At 53.8% G+C, this 23,581-nt stretch carries 22 protein-coding genes; 19 read left to right on the top strand and 3 right to left on the bottom strand.

Going from position 1 to position 23,581, the window contains the following annotated elements; all coding sequences use genetic code 11:
- The 6 genes from EJQ19_RS28080 to EJQ19_RS28055 all read left to right on the top strand — a co-directional run.
- Window positions 1-804: ABC transporter permease (locus tag EJQ19_RS28080; RefSeq protein ID WP_164716757.1), on the top strand; the 804-nt coding region annotated here is incomplete at its 5' end.
- Window positions 805-821: 17 nt separating this feature from the next.
- Window positions 822-1,697: a carbohydrate ABC transporter permease gene (locus EJQ19_RS28075; protein ID WP_126144545.1), complete on the top strand. Its 876-nt coding sequence runs from the start codon at window positions 822-824 to the stop codon at window positions 1,695-1,697.
- A gap of 74 nt (window positions 1,698-1,771) precedes the next feature.
- Complete coding sequence (locus EJQ19_RS28070) at window positions 1,772-3,415, top strand: extracellular solute-binding protein (RefSeq protein WP_126144544.1); 1,644 nt, start codon at window positions 1,772-1,774, stop codon at window positions 3,413-3,415.
- 135 nt (window positions 3,416-3,550) lie between these two features.
- Window positions 3,551-5,440 carry a cache domain-containing sensor histidine kinase gene (locus EJQ19_RS28065; RefSeq protein ID WP_126144543.1) on the top strand — a complete coding sequence of 630 codons (1,890 nt, stop codon included), beginning with the start codon at window positions 3,551-3,553 and terminating at the stop codon, window positions 5,438-5,440.
- Window positions 5,433-6,239, top strand: coding sequence for a response regulator transcription factor (locus tag EJQ19_RS28060; RefSeq protein WP_164716756.1), 807 nt, complete (start codon window positions 5,433-5,435; stop codon window positions 6,237-6,239). Before EJQ19_RS28065 ends, EJQ19_RS28060 begins: the two co-directional genes overlap by 8 nt.
- A 59-nt stretch (window positions 6,240-6,298) precedes the next feature.
- On the top strand, window positions 6,299-8,104 hold the full coding sequence (locus tag EJQ19_RS28055) for an SgrR family transcriptional regulator (RefSeq protein ID WP_126144541.1): 1,806 nt from the start codon (window positions 6,299-6,301) through the stop codon (window positions 8,102-8,104).
- Between the two features lie 299 nt (window positions 8,105-8,403).
- Here EJQ19_RS28055 and EJQ19_RS28050 read toward each other — a convergent pair whose 3' ends face one another.
- Window positions 8,404-9,291 (bottom strand): AraC family transcriptional regulator, encoded by an 888-nt coding sequence (locus EJQ19_RS28050; RefSeq protein WP_126144540.1) that lies wholly within the window; start codon window positions 9,289-9,291, stop codon window positions 8,404-8,406.
- Between the two features lie 130 nt (window positions 9,292-9,421).
- Between EJQ19_RS28050 and EJQ19_RS28045 the strand changes: the two genes are divergently transcribed.
- The 8 genes from EJQ19_RS28045 to EJQ19_RS28010 all read left to right on the top strand — a co-directional run bounded on the left by EJQ19_RS28045 (window position 9,422) and on the right by EJQ19_RS28010 (window position 17,256).
- Complete coding sequence (locus EJQ19_RS28045) at window positions 9,422-10,273, top strand: amidohydrolase family protein (RefSeq protein ID WP_126144539.1); 852 nt, start codon at window positions 9,422-9,424, stop codon at window positions 10,271-10,273.
- Complete coding sequence (locus EJQ19_RS28040) at window positions 10,270-11,226, top strand: aldo/keto reductase (RefSeq protein WP_126144538.1); 957 nt, start codon at window positions 10,270-10,272, stop codon at window positions 11,224-11,226. The genes EJQ19_RS28045 and EJQ19_RS28040 overlap by 4 nt, the downstream gene beginning before the upstream one ends.
- A complete protein-coding gene (locus tag EJQ19_RS28035) occupies window positions 11,223-12,236 on the top strand; it encodes a zinc-binding alcohol dehydrogenase family protein (protein WP_126144537.1) in 1,014 nt (337 codons plus the stop codon). The genes EJQ19_RS28040 and EJQ19_RS28035 overlap by 4 nt, the downstream gene beginning before the upstream one ends.
- Window positions 12,237-12,431: 195 nt before the next feature.
- Complete coding sequence (locus EJQ19_RS28030; RefSeq protein WP_126144536.1) at window positions 12,432-13,004, top strand: sigma-70 family RNA polymerase sigma factor; 573 nt, start codon at window positions 12,432-12,434, stop codon at window positions 13,002-13,004.
- The gene (locus tag EJQ19_RS28025) at window positions 12,991-14,361 is read left to right on the top strand and encodes a hypothetical protein (protein WP_126144535.1); all 1,371 of its coding nucleotides are present in this window, start codon (window positions 12,991-12,993) and stop codon (window positions 14,359-14,361) included. The genes EJQ19_RS28030 and EJQ19_RS28025 overlap by 14 nt, the downstream gene beginning before the upstream one ends.
- A 246-nt stretch (window positions 14,362-14,607) precedes the next feature.
- A complete protein-coding gene (locus tag EJQ19_RS28020) occupies window positions 14,608-15,612 on the top strand; it encodes an ABC transporter ATP-binding protein (RefSeq protein ID WP_126144534.1) in 1,005 nt (334 codons plus the stop codon).
- Window positions 15,609-16,412, top strand: coding sequence for an ABC transporter permease (locus EJQ19_RS28015; RefSeq protein WP_126144533.1), 804 nt, complete (start codon window positions 15,609-15,611; stop codon window positions 16,410-16,412). The genes EJQ19_RS28020 and EJQ19_RS28015 overlap by 4 nt, the downstream gene beginning before the upstream one ends.
- Window positions 16,396-17,256: an ABC transporter permease gene (locus tag EJQ19_RS28010; protein WP_126144532.1), complete on the top strand. Its 861-nt coding sequence runs from the start codon at window positions 16,396-16,398 to the stop codon at window positions 17,254-17,256. The genes EJQ19_RS28015 and EJQ19_RS28010 overlap by 17 nt, the downstream gene beginning before the upstream one ends.
- Window positions 17,257-17,832: 576 nt before the next feature.
- Here EJQ19_RS28010 and EJQ19_RS28005 read toward each other — a convergent pair.
- Both EJQ19_RS28005 and EJQ19_RS28000 read right to left on the bottom strand, forming a co-directional pair.
- Entirely contained in the window at window positions 17,833-18,945 is a 1,113-nt protein-coding gene (locus tag EJQ19_RS28005) for an NADH:flavin oxidoreductase (RefSeq protein ID WP_126144531.1), read from the bottom strand.
- A gap of 97 nt (window positions 18,946-19,042) precedes the next feature.
- Window positions 19,043-19,360 carry an ArsR/SmtB family transcription factor gene (locus EJQ19_RS28000; protein WP_126144546.1) on the bottom strand — a complete coding sequence of 106 codons (318 nt, stop codon included), beginning with the start codon at window positions 19,358-19,360 and terminating at the stop codon, window positions 19,043-19,045.
- Window positions 19,361-19,639: 279 nt separating this feature from the next.
- Here EJQ19_RS28000 and EJQ19_RS27995 point away from each other — a divergent pair, with 279 nt between their 5' ends.
- The 5 genes from EJQ19_RS27995 (at window position 19,640) to EJQ19_RS27975 (ending at window position 23,232) form a co-directional block, all read left to right on the top strand.
- Window positions 19,640-20,797 carry a YhgE/Pip domain-containing protein gene (locus EJQ19_RS27995; RefSeq protein ID WP_126144530.1) on the top strand — a complete coding sequence of 386 codons (1,158 nt, stop codon included), beginning with the start codon at window positions 19,640-19,642 and terminating at the stop codon, window positions 20,795-20,797.
- Between the two features lie 27 nt (window positions 20,798-20,824).
- Complete coding sequence (locus tag EJQ19_RS27990; protein WP_126144529.1) at window positions 20,825-21,421, top strand: TetR family transcriptional regulator; 597 nt, start codon at window positions 20,825-20,827, stop codon at window positions 21,419-21,421.
- Window positions 21,422-21,562: 141 nt separating this feature from the next.
- The gene (locus EJQ19_RS27985; protein WP_126144528.1) at window positions 21,563-21,931 is read left to right on the top strand and encodes a globin domain-containing protein; all 369 of its coding nucleotides are present in this window, start codon (window positions 21,563-21,565) and stop codon (window positions 21,929-21,931) included.
- A gap of 50 nt (window positions 21,932-21,981) precedes the next feature.
- Window positions 21,982-22,188: a hypothetical protein gene (locus EJQ19_RS27980; protein WP_126144527.1), complete on the top strand. Its 207-nt coding sequence runs from the start codon at window positions 21,982-21,984 to the stop codon at window positions 22,186-22,188.
- A 60-nt stretch (window positions 22,189-22,248) separates the two neighbouring features.
- Window positions 22,249-23,232 carry a PfkB family carbohydrate kinase gene (locus tag EJQ19_RS27975; protein ID WP_126144526.1) on the top strand — a complete coding sequence of 328 codons (984 nt, stop codon included), beginning with the start codon at window positions 22,249-22,251 and terminating at the stop codon, window positions 23,230-23,232.
- Window positions 23,233-23,581 lie beyond the last annotated feature (349 nt).

Raw genomic sequence — 23,581 nt, 5'->3', positions numbered from 1 at the left:
GGTATCAGTATCGCGTTTACCGATTACAACGTGATTCAGGGGTTCTCGGGGAGCGAGTGGGCGGGGCTCAAATACTTCCGGATGCTGTTCGAATCCGAGATGTTTCGCAACGCTTTCGCGAATACGCTGCTCATCTCGCTCTACAAAATGATCAGCGGCTTCCTGTGCCCGATCATCCTCGCGCTTGCGCTGAACGAAATCGGGGCACGCTGGTTCAAAAAGACGCTGCAAACGGCCGTTTACCTACCGAGATTCGTCTCGTGGGTCGTCTACGGGGGCATTATAACGCTGCTGCTTTCGCCGGAGACGGGCGTCATCAACAAAATCGTCGAGCTGTTCGGCGGCAAACCCGCGTACTTGCTCGTGGAGCCGGCCTACTTTCGGACGATTCTCGTCGTCACGGATGCGATGAAAGAGATGGGCTGGGCCGCCATCATCTACATTGCGGCGATCGCCGGGCTCAACCCGGAGGTGTACGAAGCGGCGATTATGGACGGGGCGACGCGATTCCAGCGCATCGTGCATGTTACTTTGCCGGGGATCACGGGGACCATCATCGTCATGTTCATTCTAAGAGTCGGCTATGTGATGAGCGCCGGGCTCGATCAGGTCATCAACTTGTACAATCCGATGGTGTTCGAGGTGGGGGACATTTTGGATACGTACATTTACCGGGTCGGCATCGAGCAGTTTAATCTGAGTTTGGCGGCTGCGGCCGATGTCATCAAAGGCGTGATCGGGTTTGCGCTGGTGCTGATTGCGAATCAAATCGCCAAACGAGTGAACGACTCCGGTATTTTTTGAAGGAAGGGGAGCGTGCGATGAAGCTCACGACAGGCGAGCGCGCCTATATCACAACAAACTATGTCATACTGACGATACTGACCCTGATCATCATCATCCCGTTCTGGTATGTCATCTCGGTATCCATTACGCCTTATCACATTTTTAGCGAGAAGAACGGACTCATTCTATTCCCGACCTCGCTCAGCTTTCAATATTACACCTATCTGCTGGCAAAAGGTTCCCTGATCTACACGGCCTACGGCAATACGATCTTCTATACGATCGGCGGTGTGCTTCTGGCTTTGTTCCTTACCGTAACGTCCGCTTATTCACTTGCGGAGAAAAAGCTGCCGGGCAGACGAGTTCTCATGCTGATCTTCGTCTTCACGATGCTGTTTAAGGGCGGCATGATTCCCACCTACATCAATATTAAGCAGTTGGGCTTGCTTAACACGAGCTATGTGCTCATTCTGGTCATGGCTTACAGCGCTTTCAACATGATTGTGATGAAAACGTTCTTCGAAGGCATCCCTGAAAGTTTGAAAGAATCCGCCGCCATCGACGGCGCATCAGAGTTCCGCATCCTGCGGCAGGTCGTGCTTCCGCTGTCCCTGCCGGTTATCGCGACCGTCGGACTGCTGTATCTCGTCGTCTATTGGAATGACTTTTTCAACGCCATGCTGTATGTAACGGACTGGCACAAAGCGCCCGTTCAGCTCGTGCTGCGGACGATTATTGCCAACTCCTCCCTGCCGCCGGAGCTGCTGGAAGCTGCAGGCTCGACCCCGCCGCCAACCATCGGCATTCAAATGGCCGCCATTGTGATTGTGGCGCTGCCGATGTTGATCGTCTACCCGTTCATTCAGAAGTATTTTGAGCAGGGGATGCTGGTCGGTTCAGTCAAAGGATAAAAGTTTTACCTGTTCTATGGTTTACCCCGTTAAGGGTTTACTATAATAAATAGATCATCTAGGAGGTCAACGAAATGTCGAAACAAACGAAAGCTTGGGGTTACGGCATGCTGTCGGTCGTACTCGCAGGAACGGTTACTTTGGTAGGCTGCAGTAAAGACACAGGCACGAGCGGAGGGACAGCTGCTCCGTCTACTTCAACAGGCAGCGCTCAGCCAGCGCCCAAGGCGGAAGCGCCTTACGAGCTCTCCTGGCTAAAGGCGCAGGACATTTCCAAGCCGTACGATCCGGCGAAGGACGTGGTTTTGCAAGCGGTTGAGAAGAAGCTGAATGTCAAAATCGTACCTGAAATGGTCGACGTCCAGCAGTATAAAACGAAGCTTAACCTGAAAATGGCCAGCGGCTCGATCCCAGACGTCGTTCGCATCGATTTTGCCGACGATTTTCAGAAGTATGCGCAGCAGGGGGCTTTTCTCGACCTGACAAATCTCATCAACGAGAAGGATACGCCGAACATCCTCAAGGAAGTGCCGAAGGAAGTGTTCGAGCAGGCGAAGGTAAATGGTAAAATTTACGGTATTCCGTATCAAGGTGGACCGGGCGCAGGCTATCGGTGGAACCTCGTATTCCGCAAGGATTTCCTGGATGGCATGGGCGTGAAGGCGCCGAAGACGCTGGATGAGTACTACAATTTGCTGAAAAAGGTGAAAGCCGAGAAGCCGGACGTCATCCCACTAGGCGGCTATACGGCGCAAATCGGCCAGCAGAAATATGCCAACAACTCGTTTGACCATATTTTCGGCGCGTTTGGCGTGACGCCAGGCTACTTTACGCAAAAAGACGGTACGTTCGGCAGCTATGACATCGATCCGAAGATGCGGGAAGCGCTGCTGTACCTTCAAAAGATGTACGGGGAAGGCCTGATCGACAAAGAGTTCGCGACGATCAAGGAAGAGCAGCTGCGGGCGAAGCTGTACAGCGGCAAGCTGTTCTCCTGGATGGGCTGGTGGTCCACCGCCAACGATTATGATACGCAGGTCGAGATGAACGAGCTGAAGAAGAGCGGCAAGCTGGCGGCTGACGCAACGTTGCCAAGCCAAGCAGATCAGCCGTACAAATACTTGACGTTGACGGATTCGCTCGTAGGCAGCGACGGCAAAGCGGTAGCGCCGACGGGAGCGCCTTTTGCCCAAATGCATGCCATTTCCGCTAAAACGAAGGATCCGAAGAAAGTGCTGTCCATTATTGAGAATTCGCTGTCCGCAGAGAACCAGATGCTGAGCGTATGGGGCATTGAAGGGGAAGACTATAAGATCGACAACGGCAAAATGAAGGTGTTGACGAATGACATCATCGATCAGAAAACGATGCAAGACAAGAGCGGCAACTTCCGTGGCGTGCAGAGCTACTTGTTTGCGCCGGGTCTGAACGGCTGGCCCCGTTATTTGGAATCGCTTCCGCTTCGCAGTTCGCAGGCGCTGGACGTGGCGATTCATAACAAGTACCAAATTACGGATGCGTCCAACTATCTGGATTCCCCAACGAAAATCGCCAAGCTGGTGGAGCTGAACACGATGCGGGATTCCGTCTTTACGCAAATTATCATGGGCGGCGACATCAAGAAATTCGACGAGTTCGTGGACAAATGGAAAGCGCAAGGCGGCACGCAGATTTTGAAAGAGCTGGAAGAGTCCTTCAAGAAGAAATCCGGTAAATAAAACCGGAGACTTTCTTCGCCTGATGCGGGAGGATACGGCCTGCCCATAGAGAATTGGATACGAGAAGCTTGTAGAGCCCCCCTTCGCCGGTGACTGCCGGAGGAGGGGATTTCTGCCATGGAAGGAGTGAAGTAGATGCTGCAACTGCGGAAGCCAAACGGCAATTCGAGGCTGCTGACAAGTTTAAGCTTGCCTATTTTTGCCTTGATTGTAGGGATTATTGTTGTTTTCGCGACGGCGGCTAGCTACATGCTCATTCGGGTGCAGAACGAGCATACGCAGAATATGGCCGAGCAATCGATCAAGTTTGTGTACCGCAATGTCTGGTATCAATTCGACACGATGAATAATGTGTCTTCGTTTATTATCAGTTCCCAGTCCATCGAAAATTTATTGGAAAGCACGTACGCGCATGGGTTCGAGGCGGTCGACGATTTCTATACGCTGCAGTCCAATCTGCAAAATTTAAGCCTGCTCTCGCTGTTAAAAGATTCGGGCTCCGCCAACATTGCCAAGCAGTCCTATGTCGTATCCGTGGCATTCGGGCCGGGGAGCGGGTTGTACGAGATTGCGTCCGAGCATTTCTATCCGGCAACGGGGATTTATAAGAATGAGGATTTTCTACGGGAGGCATGGTTCCAGAATTTGAGCAGCGGCGAGCGGAAAACCGTCTGGTGGGGGCAAAAGACAGCCCCGCTGAACGCGCCGATGATGTATTTGGCGAGGACGAAGAGCAGCATCAAAGACGGCCGCAGCATCGGCACGGTCATTGTCGGGGCTGATACGCAAAGTATCAAGGCCGTGTTCGACAATGCACCGCTCGACAAAGGCTATTATATGCTGTTGGACGACAGCAATCGGGTGATCTACAGCGAGCGGCACGCATTTTTGGCAGATGCGAGCGGGCTCCCGCAGGTTCAGGCGATGCACGGGCCCAAAGGGACGAGCTCGCTGCGGGACGGCGGCGAGAACCAGCGGGTTATGTTCGAGACGCTGGACAACGGCTGGAAGCTGCTCGCAGTCGTGCCGGAGCGGCATTTTAGCCGTTATACGTTCGCCATCTCGGCAGTTGGCGCGGCGACGGCGGCCGTCGCTTTGCTGATCGCGGGATTATGGCTGCGCCGAATCGTGATCCGGGTGACCGTCCCGATTACGAAGCTCGTCACTGCGATGCAGCGCCCGGAGGTCGCCGAGGGCAAAGAGCCGCTGCCGTCCCGGGACACCGGCATCTATGAGGTGGATGAGCTGAGCCAGAAATTCGCCTCCATGCTCAGCACGCTGCAGGGGCTCATCGAAAAATCGTTCGCCGAAGAGATGGAACGGCGCCAACTGCAGCTGGAGCTGCTGCATGCGCAGATTAATCCGCATTTTCTCTATAATACGCTGGATCTCATTAACTGCCGGGCCATTCTGACGGGTGACCGGGAAACAAGCGAAATTGTCCGCGCTCTCGCGAGTGTCTTTCGTTTCGGGCTGAACCGCGGGGAGGTCTGGATTCCGCTGGGGAGCGAGATGAAGCAGGTTGACGCCTATTTGCATATCCAGCAAATGATGGTAGACGGCTTGCAGGTCGAAATTCACGTGCCGGATGAACTGCTGACCGTGCCGATCGTGCATTTTATTTTGCAGCCGCTGGCTGAGAATGCTATTATTCACGGGTTCGCTCAGCGGACGACAGGCTGCCGGATTACGATTTCGGCCCGTATGGAAGATACGACGTTGGTGCTGCGAGTAGCGGACAACGGGCAGGGCTGCGACGTGGACGCGATGAATGCGATGCTGCGGCGGGAAGCGGAAAGCGAGACGGACAGAGAAGCTGGCGTCATGGGGGAAGCAGGCGGCAGCGCTCAGCTTTCCCCGGCCGGCTACGGTACGATCAACGTGCACCGGCGGATTCAACTGTACTGCGGGGAGGCGTACGGTTTGCGGTATGTCGAGGCGTCGGAAGGGACGTGCGTGGAAGTCCTGCTGCCGTACCGCTTGGAGCCGCAGCAACGGAAAAAGGAGCTGGAAGCGAATGTTTAAGCTGTTGATCGCGGAAGATGTGAAAATCGTGCGTGAGACGTTGGTGCGCGCCATCGACTGGAACGCGCTCGGCATCACCCTGCTCGGGGCCGCGGAGAACGGGGAAGAGGCGCTGGCCTGGGTGGAACGCGAGGTGCCGGACCTGCTGCTGACCGATGTCGGGATGCCGAAGATGAACGGCCTCGAGTTGATCGAAGCGGTTAAGGCGCGGAAGCCGGAGATCCGCTGCATCATTTTATCCGGGCTGAATGAATTCGAGCATGCCAGGCAGGCCATCAAGCTGCAAGTGCTGGACTACGTGCTTAAGCCGATCGATCCCGCCGAGATTATGACGGTCGTGGCCCGTGCGGTCGAAGGGTTGCGCAAGGAGCGGGAGGAACGCCGCGGGCTGGAACTGGCGGAACAAGCGGTGAAAGAGAGCCTCCCGAATCTGGCGGAAGTGCTGCCGCAGGAAGAATGGGCCGGCGACTTGAAGAAGAAGAAGCTCGTCGAACAAGCGATCGCCTACGTGAAGGCGCAATTTGCCCGCCGCGAGCTGGCGTTGTCGGATGTGGCTGCGTCGGTCGGTCTCAGCGAGAAGTACACGAACCGGCTGTTCAAGGAAGTGACCGGCCAGACCATTAACCATTGGATCATTCGGCTGCGCATGGAGGAGGCCGCCAGGCTGCTCAAAGACCCCGCGATCCGTATTTATGAGATTTGCGAAAGCATTGGGTATGCGGATCAGGATCATTTTCGCGAGAGCTTCAAGAAGCAGTTCGGGGTAACGCCGACCGAATATCGGAATCGATGGTTGTAGGGTCTAGTGCTTCGCTCCATTTATCCCTATAATTGAGGTACTGTAAAGGAGTGAGCGGCATGTTGGTAGCGGAGCGCTATGTGACGTTATACAATCGTTTTGGCGGGGAAGCGGTGGTAGGCGAGCCTGTGGAGGCGACTTTGGAAGCGTTGTCCGAGGCTTTGTTCTGTACGCCGAGGAATGCGAAGCTGGTACTCAAAAAGCTGGAAGAAGACGGGCTCGTAGGCTGGTTGCCGGGACGCGGTCGCGGCAATCGGTCTCATCTGGTTTTTAAGCAAAATAAAGAAAGTTTCCTCGTGGATCTCGCGATGTCGAAGGCGGAGGAGGGGGAGTACCGCACGTCGTTTGAGCTGCTTAGCCGCTATGGCGAAGGCACGGAGGCCAAAGAACGATTTCTGAGCTGGTTGAACGGACGCTTCGGGTATCAGAAAGAGACGGTGCGGGGCCTTATCGGCTGTGATACGCTGCGGTTTCCCGTCTATCGGAGCATTCAGACGCTTGACCCCGCTAAGGTTAATTATGCCTTCGATTCCCATATGATTCGGCAAATTTTTGACCGATTGCTGTCGTATGACGAGCATGCAGGAAAGATCGTGCCGGGCCTGGCGCATGCCTGGAAGACGGATAGCGAGGGGAGAGAGTGGACGTTCTACCTGCGCAAAGGGGTCATGTTTCATGATGGACACGAAATGACCGCGGACGATGTGGTCTTTACCTTCGAGCGTCTTCGCTCTTCCGGCATGCCGAACCGCTGGATGCTGCGGCACCTTGTTACGGTGGAAGCTGCCGGATTGCGTACGGTGCGTTTCGTTCTTACCCGGCCGAACTGGATGTTCGATCGCTATTTGTGCTCTTCCGCCGGTTCGATCCTGCCGGTCAATCTGAACGGGCTCAGCGAGGAGTTGTATTGGCAGCGTCCCGTGGGTACGGGGCCTTTTCAACTGATGACGCTCACGGAGGAGCGGGTCGAGCTTGCCGTCAATCCTGGCTATTACGCCGAACGGCCGTATTTGGACGGGGTGGACATTATTATTTTGCCTGAAGATTGCGAGCAGCTTTCAACGATCGGCTTACCCGCTGTTATGCAGACGTATGACGGGGATAAATCCCAAGCGGAGGAGAATTACGCCGAGGATTGGCAGGGAATTGCCAGGCTGTGCAACGGAAGTACGATGCTAACCTGGAATGGCAATAAAAAGGGCTGGTCTCAGAACGAAGCTTTTCGCAAAGCGGTCCGGCTGATCCTGGACCCCGTCGCGATGCAGGCGGAGCTTGGCGGCGAACGCGTGTTGCCTGCGTACGCTTTACGGCCGGAGGACAGCTTGCAATTCGCGCAATTAAAGGCACCCGCCGCGGACATTCGACAGGCGCTCGTAAGGTCTGGCTATGACGGCGCGAAGCTTCGTCTTGTCGTTCACGAGAAATATGAACGGGACGGCCGCTGGATTGCAGATCGCATGGGCCGCTTCGGTATTTCGGTTGAATTGTTCCCAGCCGATTGGACGCAAGTGGTCGATCCTGCGGTAATCGCCAGCGCCGATTTTACCGTGAACGGCGTTATTTTGGCCGAGGATGAGGTTTGCGAGATCGACATGTATGAGCATGAGGAGTGTGCGTCCAGCACCTATCTGGAATCTTCTCTGAAGCAGTGGATCGTTGGGCAGATCGATAAGGCGCTGGCTTCCCGGGATGTCGCTGGCCGCAGAAGCTGCTTGCGCGACATTGAAACGCGGCTGAGGGACGAGTGCCATATTATTTTCCTGCATCATCGACGGCTGAACACCTATATCCACCCTTCCGTGCGAGGGGCGTCCTTCGGCTCGAACGGCTGGATTGAGTTTAAGCAGATTTGGTTGGAGAAGTGAAGATGACGCTAAGTTTCGGAGTAAATGTAGATAAATGTAGCGGTTGCCAAAGTGCTTATTCAGCCCAAAAGGCGGCAAGACAACAGCTAACGGTTGCAAGAGGGGCTATTTTGGCAAAACGGCCGGATTTCACCTTAATTTACATAAATAAGCTCGATCGCAACCGTTAAAGTTGAAATTGAAGCTTTTTGGAGTAAATAGGCGTCAATACAACCGTTAGCGTCGGCTGCGCGTCGTCCCAGAGCGAGAGGCGTGCCAAACCAACAGATGAACACCATGGCTGAGCATTCTCCGCCCACTCACAGGCTCGGGGTACCCGTCATCTGCTGCTGCCTGCGATAAACGCCAGGTGTTGCGCCCGTAAAGCGTTTGAACAATCGGTGAAAATGAGGCAAGCTTTCGTACCCGCACCGTTTGGAAATCGTGTCGACGCTTTCGTCGGTGGTGAGCAGCAATTCCTTGGCTGTCGCAATCCGGCGGGCATTGATGTAATCGGTCACGCTCATGCCGGTTATCTGTTTGAACACCCGGGATAAATGCGCGGGAGATACGCAGGCGCTATCAGCCAAATAGGCAAGACTGATGCCGGGGTTCGTATGGTGCTTGTGAAGGTTGTGCAGCGCATCCAGCACCCAGGCTGGGCCGGCTGGCATTGTCTGCGGTTGAGCGGCAATTGCATGCATGATAATGCGATTCACCTGCAATAGCAGCAGATTCAGGTGCAGGCACACTGCTTGACGATAGCCCGATTCCTGACGGGTGAACTCTTCCTGCATCCGGTTCAATTCATTCTCTATCGCCGCGCGATGTGACAGCGGGATGGGGATCTTATAGTTCATTTTTTTATGGGCTTGTTCAAAAGCAAACAAATACGAATGCGTTTCACTGATCAGAGGGATACCCAGCAGCTGCGGCATGAAAAAGACGGCCGTCGATGTAATGGGTTTATTTTCGTCCGGCACGGTTCGGTGGATGGTGTTTCCAGGGATGACAAACAGGTCGCCTTCGTTCATGTCATAGAACATTTGATTGAGCAGGAATGTCCCTTGTCCCTCATACACATAAACGAGTTCGTAGCGATCGTGAAGATGCTCGGGAAGCTCTTGAATCGGCTGTTTTTGATCCCGAAAGACGAGTTCGAACGGAAATAACGGGTCGCTAAAAAAGTTTTTGCGAACAGGCTGCATATGGACCTCCGGGCTTCATCTCTTAAATTCAGAATATCATAAAACAGTATGTTTTTGCACAATTCAACTATTATATGTACATATCGATACTGATAAGATAAGAGTACATAAGATTGAATAGGAGGTTCATATGCGGCGAATTGATGCACATCAACACTATTGGTCTATTGCGCGTGGGGACTATGGCTGGATTACGCCGGCGCTTCCGGTGCTGTACAGGGACTATTTGCCGGAGGATTTGGCACCGCATTTGGCAGCGTACAGCATTAGCGGGAGTGTTGTCGTACAGGCCGCGCCGACGCTTGCGGAAACGGATTACTTGCTCTCTTTGGCGCAGCAGGACGATCTCATTCTAGGCGTTGTCGGTTGGCTCGATCTTCATGATCCGGATCATTCGCAACATTACGAGCGATTCCAGAAGCATCCGAAATACGTTGGTTTCCGCACGATGATTCAGGAAATGAGCGATGCCTATACGATACTTGAGCCTCGCTTTGTTGAAGCGCTTCGACACTACGCCTCGTTGGACGTTCCTGTCGACCTGCTGCTTCGAAGCGATCAATTGGCGCCGGTGGTTCAACTCGTTGACAGGGTACCCGGGCTGCGTGGCGTCATCGATCATATCGCCAAGCCCCGCATTGCCGAAGGTCAGTTTGAGCCGTGGTTAAGCCAAATGAAGCAATTAGCACAGCATCCGGGCTTGTACGTCAAGCTGTCAGGCATGGTTACGGAGGCGGATCACCAGGCGTGGCGCCTTGAAGATTTTACGATATATATCCAGTCGGTACTGGAGCTGTTCGGGCTGACACGGGTCATGTTCGGCAGCGATTGGCCGGTTTGCCTGCTAGCCGCCGATTACGATCAAGTCGTAGAAATTTTATTGAATGCGATTCCCAGGCAATGGGGAGAAGCGGAGCGCGAACTGCTATTCGGCGGCAATGCGGAGCGGTTCTATAAGCTTAAAGAAGGGAGATCACAATGAAATATCGCAAACTTGGGCAAACAGGCCTGGATGTATCCATCCTCAGCTTTGGTGCTTCTTCGCTGGGCTCCGTGTTCGGCGCAACGGACGATGCACAGAGCATTCGCACGGTGCATGCGGCTGTAGACGGTGGGATCAATCTCATCGATGTGTCCCCGTACTATGGTTTAACCAAAGCAGAGACGGTGCTCGGCAAGGCGGTCGGCCAGATCTCACGCGACCGGTTTCTGCTTTCGTCCAAAGCGGGGCGCTACGGGGTGGAGCACTTCGATTTCTCAGCGCGGCGAATCGTCGAAAGCGTAGACGAGAGCTTGCAGCGGCTGCAGACCGACTATTTGGACATGCTGTTTCTGCATGACATTGAGTTTGTACCGTTCGCTGAAGTGGCGGAGGGTGCCTTTCACGCACTGGAGCAGTTGAAGCGCTCCGGCAAAATCCGGTTCTACGGCGTATCTGGGCTGCCCTTGCCTGTATTTGAGAAAGCGCTTCACCATACGGCGCTCGACGTTGTGCTGTCCTACTGTCACTACAGTCTAAACGACACGACGCTGCTAGATTTGCTGCCGCTGCTCGAGAAGCAAGGTGTCGGCTTGGTGAACGCATCGCCACTGTCGATGGGGCTGCTCGGATCGAAGCACGCTCCGGACTGGCACCCGGCTTCAGCGGAGATAAAGGCCGCATGTCAAGCGGCGAACGACTTCTGCGAGCGCAACGGCGCAAGTCTCGCTAAGCTCGCGATCCAGTTCTCGGTTGCGAATGAGCAGATTCCAACAACGTTAGTAAGTACAGCGAATCCCGATAATATTGTGAAAAATATAGACTGGATCGAAGAGCCGCTGGATGATACCCTGCTGGCTGAGGTGCTGGCGATTCTGGCGCCGATCCGCAATGCAACGTGGGAGAGCGGACTCCCTGAGTATCAGAAACCACTTGAACTTGGAGGTGCTCTATGAGAGGAATTGTGTGCGAACAGGTGGAGCAGTTTACCCTGACGGAGCTTCCGGAGCCGGTCTTGACGCCTGGCACGGCGATTATTCAGGTGAAGCGTATAGGCATCTGCGGGACGGATCTGCATGCTTATAAAGGCAATCAGCCTTTCTTCTCCTACCCCAGAATTTTGGGCCATGAGCTTGCAGGTACGATTGCAGAGATCGACGATCAGGCGTCAGGGCTTCAGGTTGGCGATCAAGTCAGCATCCTGCCGTATCTGCACTGCGGCACTTGCATTGCGTGCAGAAATGGCAAAACGAACTGCTGCACAGACATGAAAGTGCTGGGCGTGCATGTTGATGGCGGAATGAGAGAGCGTATCGCCGTACCGATCACGCATGTGCTCAAGACCGAAGGGCTCACCCTCGATCAGACCGCGATGCTGGAGCCGCTCGCCATTGGCGCCCACGCGGTACGCCGCTCGCAGCTTCAGGCGGGCGAGACGGCGCTGGTCATTGGCGGCGGGCCGATTGGGCTTGGCGTAGCGGTGCTGGCCAAGGAGGTCGGGGCCAAGGTGATTGCGCTCGACATCAACGAGGAGCGATTGGCCTTCTGCCGCAGCTGGGCGGGCGTCGATCATACTGTGAGCGCCTTGGATCAGCCGCTAGAGAAGATCCTCGCGCTCCCTGGCGGTGAGCTGCCGACTGTGGTGTTCGACGCGACGGGCAACGCCAAGTCAATGACGGATGCGTTCCAATACGTATCGCACGGCGGAAGGCTGGTCTTCGTCGGCTTAGTGAAAACCGACATTGCGTTCCACGATCCCGAATTTCACAAGCGGGAGCTTACACTGTTGGGGAGCCGCAATGCGACCCGCGAGGATTTTGATTCGGTCATTCGTGCGATGCAAAGCGGGGCGATTGATATTGACCGCTATATTACGCATCGGGTGCCGCTCGAGGAGATGATCGCCCATTTCCCTCAGTGGCTGAAGCCGGAGTCGAACGTGATTAAGGCGGTTGTGGAGATGTAGGCGGAGGCACTTTGGAAAAGGGTGCTGGCTCAGCGGGTGATGAAAATGAAAGGGGGGAGCGAAGCTCCCCCCTATTTGACATGTCGGAGATCTTTCTTAGGAGCAGCGCAATCGGCTAAGAAAACTGAGGGGGTTCCGTTAATTCCAACGTAGTAATATATAGAAACGAAACAAGAATTCGGAAGGGAAGAGATCATGGGCGAGAACGATCAACATTTGGCGGCAGCCTTGCGTCTCCGCTCTCCATCGGCGCTAGGGGACTTGATGGACCATTATGGAAGCGTCGTGTATGGCCTCGTTGGCCGAATTTTGGCAGGAACTTGCCAGCCGGAAGATGTGGAGGAATGCGTCAGCGATGTTTTCTTGAAAGCTTGGCGAAGAATCGAAGAGTACGACGCAACCAAGGGCTCGCTCAGGACCTGGCTTTTGATCCTTGCCAAATACGCTGCACTGGATGCCAGAAGGAAGCTGATGAAAAAGCAGGAAACCGCATCGCTGGAGGAACACGTCGTGAGCGGGGACAGTGTTGAGAATCAGGTATTATCCAAGGAAACCGCTGCCGAAATTATTAACATGGTGAATGAATTGCCTGAGCCCGATCGAACGATTGTGTATCGCCGCTATTTTTATTATGAATCGATTGAGCAGATTGCCAAAGGACTGGAACTGACCGCCAAAGCGATTGAAAACCGTCTGTATCGGCTGCGTAAAATGCTCAAAACAAAACTTGGCGGAGGGAGGGAGGAGATCGCACATGTCCCGGAATGAAGAGGATAAAGAGATTATGGCGTGGCTTGAAAAACTAGCCCCCGAAGAACTAAACAGATTGCAGGGAGTTGATCTGCCCGAGAGTGATCCTATTGATGAAACCGTGCTGCAGCGTATAAAAAAACGGACACTTGCACGGGTGGAGCTGGAAGCACAGGGCGCTCAGAAGGTACGAAAGCGGGCCGCCAGGAAAAGGCTTCGGCTCAAATGGGCGGCAGCGCTCTGCCTTGCTGTCATCGTTGGCGGTATGTTGATCGTCTCCTCCCCGGAAGCCAGGGCACAGCTGAAAAAGGCGTTGCAATATATCCCTGGATTCGGTTACGTGAAGCAAATTGATGATGTTGAGCAATCAGCCTATGTGATGGATAAACCGTTCAAGCTGCATAGTGAAGAACATGGAAACATGACCGTCGACGGCATTCTCTTGCAAATGACTGGGGGACAAGTGCTTTTGAGCGGAGAACAGGCTTCCGCCGTTATTGTAAAAACCCTTATCCTGGTGATTGATCAGGTTAACTATGAATTTAAACAAAGCCACGCTTCATGGGCCGGCGGGGGCGTGTGGCAAGCAGAATATTATTATGAAGGCTCTATCCCGTACAAGGGTCAGGATAAGGTATGGATTAAATTTGGCCAAACGAGTTCGGAGCTCCTGCCTTTAACGAAAGCAATGACAGCGAGCGACCTTGCGGGTTTTGGTTCGAGCGATAGCCAGAGCGGCATTCAAATTACGGCAGTCGTGACTCCGCTAGATGGGAACAGCAGTAAAATTAACCTGCTTACGCAATTGCCGGAGGGGCAAAATGTTGATTCTTATGGCAAGCAACCGATCGAGGCGGGTCTGGAGCTTCAACTGACCGATGGGCAGGGTCGGCCGATTACAGTAAAACCGGATAGCGGATTTGTGAAATCGAGTGAACTGCTTTTTGAAAACACGAATGGAACAAAGGATCATCAATTAATCATTCCCGCCATTTCCATCAAAGACGCAGGGGCGAAGCATGTAAAAGTCATACTGCCCGTTCCTGAAGAAGGTGCCCAAGACATTCACGTGACCAGCCAAATCGCTGGATTTCCGGTCGATTTCACTCGTATAGAGAGGGTAGATGCTAAGAGCGTGCGCGTTGACGTAGACACTCATTACAATTCTGCCGAACAGAAATCGCTGCAAAGCTATCGGCTTTTTGAGAAAAAAAACTTCGGTTTCGGTATGTCCTACAGTTGGAAAATTAATGAGACCACCCTGGCGATTGAAACGATGTCGTTAAACGTTGAGCCGGGCCAGAAAGAGGTCACGTTCTATCTGGGCGAGCCTTATATCGTCGTAAGAGGGCCTTGGGTGTTGAGTGGTCTTTGAAATTTTTTTGTCCACCGCTCAAAAAACCGTTGTTCAAAGCTTACACACTATGGTATGATGTGGAAATTATATCGGAAGGGCTTCTAGGGATTCGACCCGTGACAGGGGAGCGAACCAAGCGAAGCCGGTCTGGCTAGACGCCGACTACACCGTGAGGGATAAAAGACCTTCGGAAAGTTCCGCCGCTAAGGCGAAACGGACCGGGGTCTTTTTTGCTTTAGCGAATCAAAGGAAGGGGGTTGTCCGGTGATTACGATCCGGGTAGAACAATTGGCGAAATCGTTCCAATTAAAAAAGAAAAGGGAAGGCTTCGCGGCAAGCCTCAAATCCCTGGTGAGACCGGAATACATGGAAAAGGCGGCAGTCGAAGCGGTCTCTTTTACCGTCCGGCAAGGGGAAAAGCTGGCTTTCCTCGGGCCCAACGGGGCGGGAAAGTCGACGACGATTAAGATGCTGACCGGTATCTTGCATCCGACCTCAGGTCGGGCCGAAGTGCTCGGGCTGAATCCCTGGAGGGAACGGACGAAGCTCTCGCATCGTATCGGCTCCGTATTCGGCCAGAAGTCGCAGCTCTGGTATCACCTGCCGCCAAGCGATACGTTCGAGTTGATGAGCCGCATCTATGAGCTGCGTCGCAGCGATTATGTGAAAAGACGCGACGAACTGATTGAGCGGTTCGACATCGGCCCGCATCTGCATACAGCGGTGCGCAAGCTATCGCTTGGCGAACGGATGCGCTGCGAGATCGCGGTATCCTTGCTGCATCGGCCGCAGGTTATTTTTCTCGATGAACCGACGATCGGGCTAGATGTGGTCGTCAAGCAGCGCATCCGGGAGCTTGTGAACGAGCTCAACCGTGAGGAAGGGACGACGCTGTTCGTGACTTCCCACGATGCCGGCGATGTGGAGAAGCTTTGCGACAGGGCCATTGTGATCAATGGCGGCCGCGTTATTTTCGATGATGAAGTGGATGTCATGAAGCGCCGGTACTTAACGTACAAAACGATTCAACTGGTACTCGCAGAAGAGCCGCCACCTCTCCAATTGCCCGGCGTTCGGGAGCAGGCGCGGAGCGGCGTCAAACTGACGCTTTCCGTCGATACAGGGGTGACGAGTATTGAGGCGGTACTGTCCGGCATTATGGCAAGTCACCGCATCCTGGACGTAACCGTGGAGGATCCGCCGATGGAGGACATTATTACGCAAATGTACAGCAGTGGAGTAGCTGGACGGGAGGAGGCTACGCCATGATCGCTTTGACGAAAACGCTGAAATACATGTGGATCGGCCGCATCACGATTCGCAACCAGCTGGCGTATATCGTAGATTTCCTGGTACGCTCGCTGTTTCTGCTGTTGATTTTATATATTTTTCTGCAGTTGTGGCGGACCACGTATGCCGGGGAAGGGAGTTCCTCTATCGCAGGCTTCAGCTTCCGGCAGCTCATGTGGTATCTCATTGTGACCGAGTCGATGACGTTGGCGTGCCCCAGTCTCTGCACAAGGCTCGAAGAGGAGGTCAAAAGCGGCGACGTCGCCTTCAAGCTCGTGAGGCCCGTCAATTTTCTCGCCTATTATTATGTCGAGTACATGAGCGAAGCGATCGTCCGGTTTGGCGTCAACGCCGTGATCGGCGGAACGCTCGGCCTTCTTTTGCTGGGGCCGCCGCACAGTCTCGCGGGCTTTGTCTGGCTGCCGGTTACGGCTTTTGCCGGATTTTCGCTGAATTTCATGCTGAATATGTGCATCGCGCTGAGCGCCTTCTGGGTGGAAGAGACACGAGGGCTGGAATTTGTGTATAACAAATTTCTATTCACGGTTGGGGGCATGCTGATGCCAATTGAGCTTTTCCCCGATGTGCTGCAGCGCATTGTGCGTTGGCTGCCGCTGCAAGGCGTTGTGTACACGCCGGCCAAAACGGCGGTAGCTTTGAACATCGGCCAACTGCCGGTTATGCTGCTCACGCAGCTCGGCTGGATTGCGCTCTTCGGCGTGGTCGCGGCGCTCATTTATCGGAGGGGAGTGACAAAGCTGCATGTTAACGGAGGTTGATTCATCTCAACACGCGCGTGCGTATGAAAATATCAGCCTGTATGGCTTGCCGGGCAGGTGGAGGAGGCTGCTGCTTTTCGTCTGGAGCTGCTGGAAAGCCAATCTGCTCGGAGCGATGGAATTCCGCCTGAGCTTTCTGCTGACGGCCGGAACGATGTTGATCAATAACGTGGTGTGGATCGTGTTCTGGGGGCTGTATTTCCGGCGCTTCCCGGTGGTGAACGGCTGGGAGCTGCAGGATGTCATGATGCTGTGGGCCGTCGGGGCCGGCGGATTTGGCCTCATGGCGACCTTATTTGGCAATGCCACGCGGATCGCCAGCTTAATCGCAAACGGGCAGCTGGATGTTTACCTTGCCCAGCCGAAGCCCGTGCTGCTGCACATTCTGCTCAGCCGCATGTCGGTCAGCGCGATTGGCGATGTTGCTTTTGCGCTGTTGGTGTACGCAGGCTTTGGAGACCACTCCTTGCTCGGTGTGCTCAAGTTCGGACTTGCACTGACACTGGCCACGGTAATTTTCATCTTTTTCACTGTGATCGTCAACTGTCTAGCTTTCTGGCTGGGCAACACGGAAGGTCTCAGTTTTCAATTGTTTAATGCGCTGCTCACGTTCTCAACGTACCCGACGGGCATTTTTCGCGGAGCCGGGAAGCTGCTGCTGTTCACCGTCATTCCGGCGGGCTTCATCAGTTACTTGCCAATTGGCTTGCTGCGCAGCTTGGATACGAAGTTTATTTTGGGCGCGGTTGGGGTAGTCTTGCTCTTGACCGCGGTTGGGATCGGGCTGTTCTATACCGGGCTAAGGCGGTATGCTTCGGGGAATATGATGGGGTTGCGGCGGTAGCGGAGGGCCAGTGGCTATACGATAAGCCACATCTGATCGTTGCGCACAATAAGGGCTCGCCGGCAGGCGGGCTTTTGCGCGTTCGCAATGAATCTCATGTAGTCGCAATCTTGCGCGTTCGGAAAAAGTAACTCTCGCAGTCGCAATCTTGCTCGTTCGAAAAAGTAACTCTCGCAGTCGCTATCCTGCTCGTCCGGTAAAAGTAGCTCTCCCCGCCGCGTTGCCCTTCCGCACGAACCTGTAAAACATACAGGAAATTTCGTCACTTTGAGCAAATTCCCGAGAGATCCTGCAGATAGTACATCAAATTTTGGTGCGAAATTGATTGGCAGCGCTTACATAACGGGTTTTCTGAATTTTTGCTGTAAGAAATGCAGGATTTCATGCGATTCTGTCCCATTCGTCCGATTTTGCTGTACTTTTTGCAGTTGGTTGGTTACTGACAAACAAGAAGCCTGGCCGTTGGCGGCCAGGCTTCTTCTATCTACCTACAAAGGTTACTCCGAAACACCAACGATGTTTATCGTTGTCGGGCTACGGCAAACTCTGTCCCATCCGCCCCGTCATTATCGTTTATTAGCTCAACGTAGCCAGCGCCTCGCGCGTAAACGGCTGAAGCTCCTCTATACGTCCATCGCGGATTTTAGCGGCCCAAGCTGGGTCGCTCAACAGCGCGCGGCCGACGGCAACAAGGTCGAACTCACCGCGGCCCAGGCGTTCGATCAGCTTGTCGAGGCTGGCCGCCTCGCCGCCTTTGCCGGATTCGAACAGACTCGTGAACTCGGAGTCCAACCCGACGGACCCGACTGTAATGGCCGGCTTGCCAGTCAACTTCCGCGTCCAGCCTGCCAAGTTAAGATCGGAATCTGCAAATTCCGGCTCCCAGAAACGGCGCGTGGAAGCGTGAAAAATATCAACACCTGCTGCTGACAGCCGCGCGAGGAACTGTTCCAGCTCCTGTGCATTCTTGGCCAGCTTAGCATCGTATGCCCCCGGCTTCCATTGGGAGAAGCGGAAAATAATCGGGAAGTCAGGGCCGACAGCTGCACGCACCGCTTCAATGACTTCCACGGCAAAGCGGGTGCGGCCGACCAGATCGCCGCCATATTCATCCGTACGCTTGTTGGTCACGTCCCAGAAAAACTGATCGATCAGGTATCCGTGCGCACCGTGAATCTCCACGGCATCGAAGCCGAGGCGCTTCGCGTCGGCTGCGGCTTGCGCGTAGGCCCCAACGAGGCCGTGAATCTCCTCGGTTGTCAGCGGCTCCGACACTTTCTCACCGCTAAGGTTAAGGCCGGATGGACCGATCGAATCGATGTTCGCATCGGGGAATTTGCTAGCATCGCGGGCTGTGCCGGTATGCCAGATTTGCGGCGCAATTTTACCGCCGGCTTCGTGGACTTCGCGGACGACGCGCGCCCACCCTGCCAAGGCTTCTTCGCCGTAAAAATGGGGCACCCCATGATCGGCCGCCGCTGCCGGGTGGTTAATCACCGTACCTTCGGTAATAATGAGACCCACTTCATTTTCGGCTCTCCGGCGGTAATATCCGGCCACATTGGGACCGGGAACGCCGCCCGGAGAAAAGGTGCGAGTCATGGGGGCCATGACAATACGGTTTTTAAGCTGTAAGTTGCCTGTCGTGAAAGGCTCAAAAAGAGCCGCTGTTGTTTGAGAAATGGTCATTGGGGTTCTCCTCCTGTACCGATAAAAAATTTTATAATCTACATATACAAATATATAGATTAACAAACAAAAAAACAAGTGTTAAAGAAAGCCTTGGCTACATTTTTTTAGCCTGTAGCCCGGCCGCGAAGTCTTCCAGGAAGGCGGCAATGGCTTCTTCATTCCGTCTGTAATACGTCCACTGCCCATAGCGTCTGGACTCGAGCAGACCGGCCTTCTGCATTGAGGATAAGTAGGAGGAGATCACGGACTGTGCAAGGCCGGACTTTTCCTGAATGCTCCCCACACAGACGCCTCCCGGGAACTCATCTTTAATCAATTTCGGCAGGTTAGCGTTCATCTGCTCCGGCTCTCTCAGCCAGCAAAGGATGTTCAGACGGGTCTCATTCGACAAAGTCTTCAGCACCGCAAGCATATCTTCATGTTTCACTACTCGACACCCATTCTTCGTTGGTTTGTTCCCAGTATACCAAAAGAGCGGCGGATGAGAAATAGCCTCATGGCTTTGAAGCTGCAAAGTTTGTTTGGACACTATTTATACCTTCCCCATCTTCCTTGCATACTAGCCAAAAGAGCGTTGGAATAAAGCGCCATAAAAACAAACGAAACTATGTTTCCGTTGACAAATCATTACCTGAATCGTATATTTAAACAATCGTTTTAAATGAACGTTTAATATGTGGGAGTGGTCATTATGAAACAAGTACTGGCAACCTTTTTAAAGCCGGCCTCTACAAAAGTGGGAATTATCACGGCCATCATGTTCCAACTGCTGTTCAGCTTAATCTGGATGACGGGATACCGCGGCGTATCGGACAATACGAGTCATCTGAAAATTGCGATCGTCAATGAAGATCAGGCGATGGGCAGCACCATCGTAAACAATCTGCAAAGCAATCTGCCTTTTCAGACGGAGCTTGTTGCTACCGATGCCGAAGCGCAATCGAAGCTGAACAATCGCGATGTACAGATGGTAATGCATATTGCGCCGGATTTCTCGAAGCAACTGCAAACCGCGGGCCAGACGGCTCCGATTACGTATACGATTAATGAATCGAATCCGTCGATGACCAAATCGATTATGCAAGCTGTGGCGGGGAACATTACTGCGACGGTGAATAAAGAAGCTGTAGCCGCAGGCGCTTCCGCAGCGCTCAAGCAGGTAAATCCGAATCTCCCGGCGGAGCAGGCGACGCAAATCGCACAAGGCTTATCGGGCAAGGTGACCTCTGACATCCAGAGCACAAACAAAGTGAAAGACATGCCGAATCAAATGCTGCCGATGATGCTAGTGCTGGCGTCGATCGTCGGGACGATGATCATGGGCATGAATTTCAGCGTATCGACGAATATGCTCGGCGGTGCGCTGTCCAAAGGCGGTAAACTTGGCGCGCGGGTGATGGTGACAATTGCTGCTGCTGTCGTTGTTGGTTTGATCAGTGCAAGCATGGTTGTCGCGCTAGGCGGACACGTGGAGAAAGGATTCATGGCACTCTGGGGCTTTGAATCGCTCTTCCTTTTGACGTTCGCTTGGGTGGCTCAAATGTTTTTGACTTTGTTTGGGAACGCAGGTATGCTATTTAACATCGCGATGTTATCGCTGCAGCTTGTGTCTTCCGGTGCGATCGTGCCGAGAGAGTTGCTGTCGGATTTCTATCACAATTTGAGTGATTATTTCCCGGCGACGTATGCCGTCAATGGGTTAATGAATATTTTGTTTGGCGGTCCGGATGTAGGCCGTGAGGCCGGAGCTTTAATTCTCATCGCGGTCATTGCGCTGGCGATTGATGTGTTGATTGTGTCTGTGAAAAAGGTGAAAACGGCACCTGCTCAAAAGCCTCAGACCGCTTAGTTTTAAACAATTAAGGAGTCGCTGCCAATGGTTCATCCCGAAACGGATGTCAAGATGAAAATCGTGCTCGCCGCCAAAAAGCTGTTCGCGAAGCATGGGTACGATGCCACCAGTGTACGCCAGATTTGTGAGGAGGCCGGGGCCAATGTGGCTCTGGTTTCCTACTATTTTGGCGGGAAAGAGAGCGTTTACTTTGAAATTTTCAATCAGTATTTCCCGTTTGACCGGCTGGAGACGTACAACAAAATTGACGACCCTGTGTACGGCATTCGGATGATGATTGAGAATGTCATTGAGCTTCGAACCCGGGACCCGGAATTGATTTCGCTGCTCCAAATGGAAATTATTATGATGACGCCTCGCGTCGACAAAATGAGGGAGATCATCAGCCCGTTTTGGGCAAAAGTACGGGATCTCCTGGAAAAAGGCCGGCAGGCCGGGCTGTTTCATTTTGAATCGCTGGATAGTACGCTGTTATTTGTGCTAGGGGCGACATTCTTTTACAAACAAAGAGAGTTTTACGAGCCGCTGCTCACGGAGCCAAAGCCCGATACGAAGACGATTACGTATCAGACCACGGCGTTTGTGCTGCGGGCGCTGTGTTATGAGACGAAGACGCGTTAAATTGTCTAGACATGCTCCCAGGCATGTCTATTTGTCATAGGCAAAGTGTGATTTGAATAACATCCTTGGCTTGATTTTTGAGTTAGACTATAGAAGGGGCGAGGTTATGACAGGTAGGAAGAACGGAGGCGAGTGAGTTAAATGGAGTTTTTTGAATGCATGGGTGGAGAAGAGACAATCCGAAAAATTGTCAATGCCTTTTATCCGAAAGTTATGGCACATCCGTATCTTGCGCCAATATTCCCGGACGACATCGAACCCTTGATTGAAAAGCAGTTTCAATTCTTGACGCAATTTTTTGGAGGGCCCACTTTATATACAGACCTTCATGGCAATCCTATGATGAGAGCCCGGCATGCACCATTCCCCATTACCACGGAGCGAGCAGAAGCTTGGCTGGCGTGTATGCATAGTGCGCTTGAGGAAGTCGTTCCTTCTCATGAAGTGCGGGCGATTATTTTAGACCGATTGAAAGGTCCGGCCTACTTTTTTGTCAATACGCGGGAGTAGAGAGAAGGCTGTTGAAAGCGCCTGAATTTGTATGAAAGAGGCGGATTCTTATGGTATCGTTCATCTTTGTTGCCGTTATTTCAGTCGTTGCTGTTATTGCGACATTTGCGGTGGGCTTTTCGAGACAAAACCAAGAGGAAGGCGACCAGTATACGAAAACAACCAAGAAAAATATGGTTAATCTAACGTTGCTGAATGCGTTGTATGTGGCTATTCTTGTCGCTGTTTTGCTGATTTATCTCAGGTATTTCAGATAGCGGCACAAGAATGGTATCATGGAAACGGATATGTGATCAGGAGAGGAGCATTTCGTTACCATGGGAAAAAGCTATGTGGTCAGCTTGGGAGAATTGCTGATTGATTTTGTGCCGGACGTGAATGGCCAGGCTTTGGCTGACGTCGCGAGCTTTGGAAAGGCGGCGGGCGGCGCACCTGCTAACGTCGCGGCGGCGGTAGCCAGGCTCGGCGGCGACGCGCGGTTTATCGGGAAAATCGGCCGCGATGCGTTCGGCGATTTTCTCGTGCGCACGCTGGACGATGTCGGCGTGCATACGGCGGTAGTCCAGACCGATGAGGCGAAGACCGGTCTGGCGTTTGTATCGCTGCGCGCCGATGGGGAGCGCGACTTTTTGTTTTTCCGCGACCCGGCGGCGGACATGCTGCTGCGGGCGGACGAAGTCCAGCCGCAGTGGCTGGAAGACGCCGCGGTCTATCACTTCGGCTCGGTGTCGCTGATCGCCGAGCCTTGCCGCACCGCGACGCTCGACGCTGCGCGCCGCGCGCGGGAGCTTGGCGCACTGGTGTCGTACGACCCCAATGTGCGCCTGGCGCTGTGGCCGAGCCCGGAGGCGGCTCGGGCGGAAATTCTCGCCCAGCTGCCGCTGGCAGATGTGGTCAAGGTGAGCGAGGAGGAAATCGAATTCCTCCTCGGCACCGACGCGACCACAGGGGCGCAGCAGCTGCTCAGCCAAGGGCCAAGCGTGATTATCATCACGCTTGGTGCCGCGGGCTGCCGCGTCGTAAGCGCGCGGCAGGATGTCGTGATCCCCGGCGTGTCCGTGACCGCCGTGGATACGACCGGCGCCGGCGACAGCTTCGTCGGCGCGATGCTGGTGCAGCTGGCGGCGCTGGGCGCAGCGCCCGCTGAGCTGGCGGACGCGCTCGCCGAGCCCGGCGTGGCGGAGCGCGTCTTCGCCTTCGCGAACCGCGTCGGTGCGCTCACGACGACGCGGCGCGGCGCGATCCCCGCGCTGCCGACGCGCGCGGAGGTGGAAGCGGCGTTCGGGCCGCTTGAGGCGTAGGGTGCGGCTCGCGCACGCTGCGGAAAGATCGAACGGCCGGGCGGTTTAGCTGCCCGGCTGTTTTATTGTAAGTAGGTTTAGCAGTAGCGCCCTCCCTTAAGCCGGTTTTCTGTCCTTTCGCCTACCTACTTGCGCAGACCATATCCTGCATTTTTACATCAAATTCCCGTAATCAGGCCAATTTCGGGTGGAGAACCTGCAGATTGTACAGTAAATTCGGTCCGAATTCTCCCAAATACGTCGATACTACCGCTTTTATGAAAATTCTAATGTAGTTTTTACATGATGCTGACTTAATTTGGGTGGTTTGGAGAGAAAGAGATGTAACTTTGCACTTAGAATAAAAAGT

The organism is Paenibacillus whitsoniae, assembly GCF_003955665.1.
GTDB classification, from domain to species: Bacteria; Bacillota; Bacilli; order Paenibacillales; family NBRC-103111; genus Paenibacillus_E; species Paenibacillus_E whitsoniae.
This window is presented reverse-complemented; position numbering and strand designations above follow the sequence as displayed.

What these genes read in the sequence shown, in the direction of transcription:
- EJQ19_RS28075 (WP_126144545.1), top strand. Translation starts at nt 822, where the DNA reads ATGAAGCTCACGACAGGCGAGCGCGCCTATATCACAACAAACTATGTC.
- EJQ19_RS28070 (WP_126144544.1), top strand. Translation starts at nt 1,772, where the DNA reads ATGTCGAAACAAACGAAAGCTTGGGGTTACGGCATGCTGTCGGTCGTA.
- EJQ19_RS28065 (WP_126144543.1), top strand. Translation starts at nt 3,551, where the DNA reads ATGCTGCAACTGCGGAAGCCAAACGGCAATTCGAGGCTGCTGACAAGT.
- EJQ19_RS28060 (WP_164716756.1), top strand. Translation starts at nt 5,433, where the DNA reads ATGTTTAAGCTGTTGATCGCGGAAGATGTGAAAATCGTGCGTGAGACG.
- EJQ19_RS28055 (WP_126144541.1), top strand. Translation starts at nt 6,299, where the DNA reads ATGTTGGTAGCGGAGCGCTATGTGACGTTATACAATCGTTTTGGCGGG.
- EJQ19_RS28050 (WP_126144540.1), bottom strand. Translation starts at nt 9,291, where the DNA reads ATGCAGCCTGTTCGCAAAAACTTTTTTAGCGACCCGTTATTTCCGTTC.
- EJQ19_RS28045 (WP_126144539.1), top strand. Translation starts at nt 9,422, where the DNA reads ATGCGGCGAATTGATGCACATCAACACTATTGGTCTATTGCGCGTGGG.
- EJQ19_RS28040 (WP_126144538.1), top strand. Translation starts at nt 10,270, where the DNA reads ATGAAATATCGCAAACTTGGGCAAACAGGCCTGGATGTATCCATCCTC.
- EJQ19_RS28035 (WP_126144537.1), top strand. Translation starts at nt 11,223, where the DNA reads ATGAGAGGAATTGTGTGCGAACAGGTGGAGCAGTTTACCCTGACGGAG.
- EJQ19_RS28030 (WP_126144536.1), top strand. Translation starts at nt 12,432, where the DNA reads ATGGGCGAGAACGATCAACATTTGGCGGCAGCCTTGCGTCTCCGCTCT.
- EJQ19_RS28025 (WP_126144535.1), top strand. Translation starts at nt 12,991, where the DNA reads ATGTCCCGGAATGAAGAGGATAAAGAGATTATGGCGTGGCTTGAAAAA.
- EJQ19_RS28015 (WP_126144533.1), top strand. Translation starts at nt 15,609, where the DNA reads ATGATCGCTTTGACGAAAACGCTGAAATACATGTGGATCGGCCGCATC.
- EJQ19_RS28010 (WP_126144532.1), top strand. Translation starts at nt 16,396, where the DNA reads ATGTTAACGGAGGTTGATTCATCTCAACACGCGCGTGCGTATGAAAAT.
- EJQ19_RS28005 (WP_126144531.1), bottom strand. Translation starts at nt 18,945, where the DNA reads ATGACCATTTCTCAAACAACAGCGGCTCTTTTTGAGCCTTTCACGACA.
- EJQ19_RS28000 (WP_126144546.1), bottom strand. Translation starts at nt 19,360, where the DNA reads ATGCTTGCGGTGCTGAAGACTTTGTCGAATGAGACCCGTCTGAACATC.
- EJQ19_RS27995 (WP_126144530.1), top strand. Translation starts at nt 19,640, where the DNA reads ATGAAACAAGTACTGGCAACCTTTTTAAAGCCGGCCTCTACAAAAGTG.
- EJQ19_RS27990 (WP_126144529.1), top strand. Translation starts at nt 20,825, where the DNA reads ATGGTTCATCCCGAAACGGATGTCAAGATGAAAATCGTGCTCGCCGCC.
- EJQ19_RS27985 (WP_126144528.1), top strand. Translation starts at nt 21,563, where the DNA reads ATGGAGTTTTTTGAATGCATGGGTGGAGAAGAGACAATCCGAAAAATT.
- EJQ19_RS27980 (WP_126144527.1), top strand. Translation starts at nt 21,982, where the DNA reads ATGGTATCGTTCATCTTTGTTGCCGTTATTTCAGTCGTTGCTGTTATT.
- EJQ19_RS27975 (WP_126144526.1), top strand. Translation starts at nt 22,249, where the DNA reads ATGGGAAAAAGCTATGTGGTCAGCTTGGGAGAATTGCTGATTGATTTT.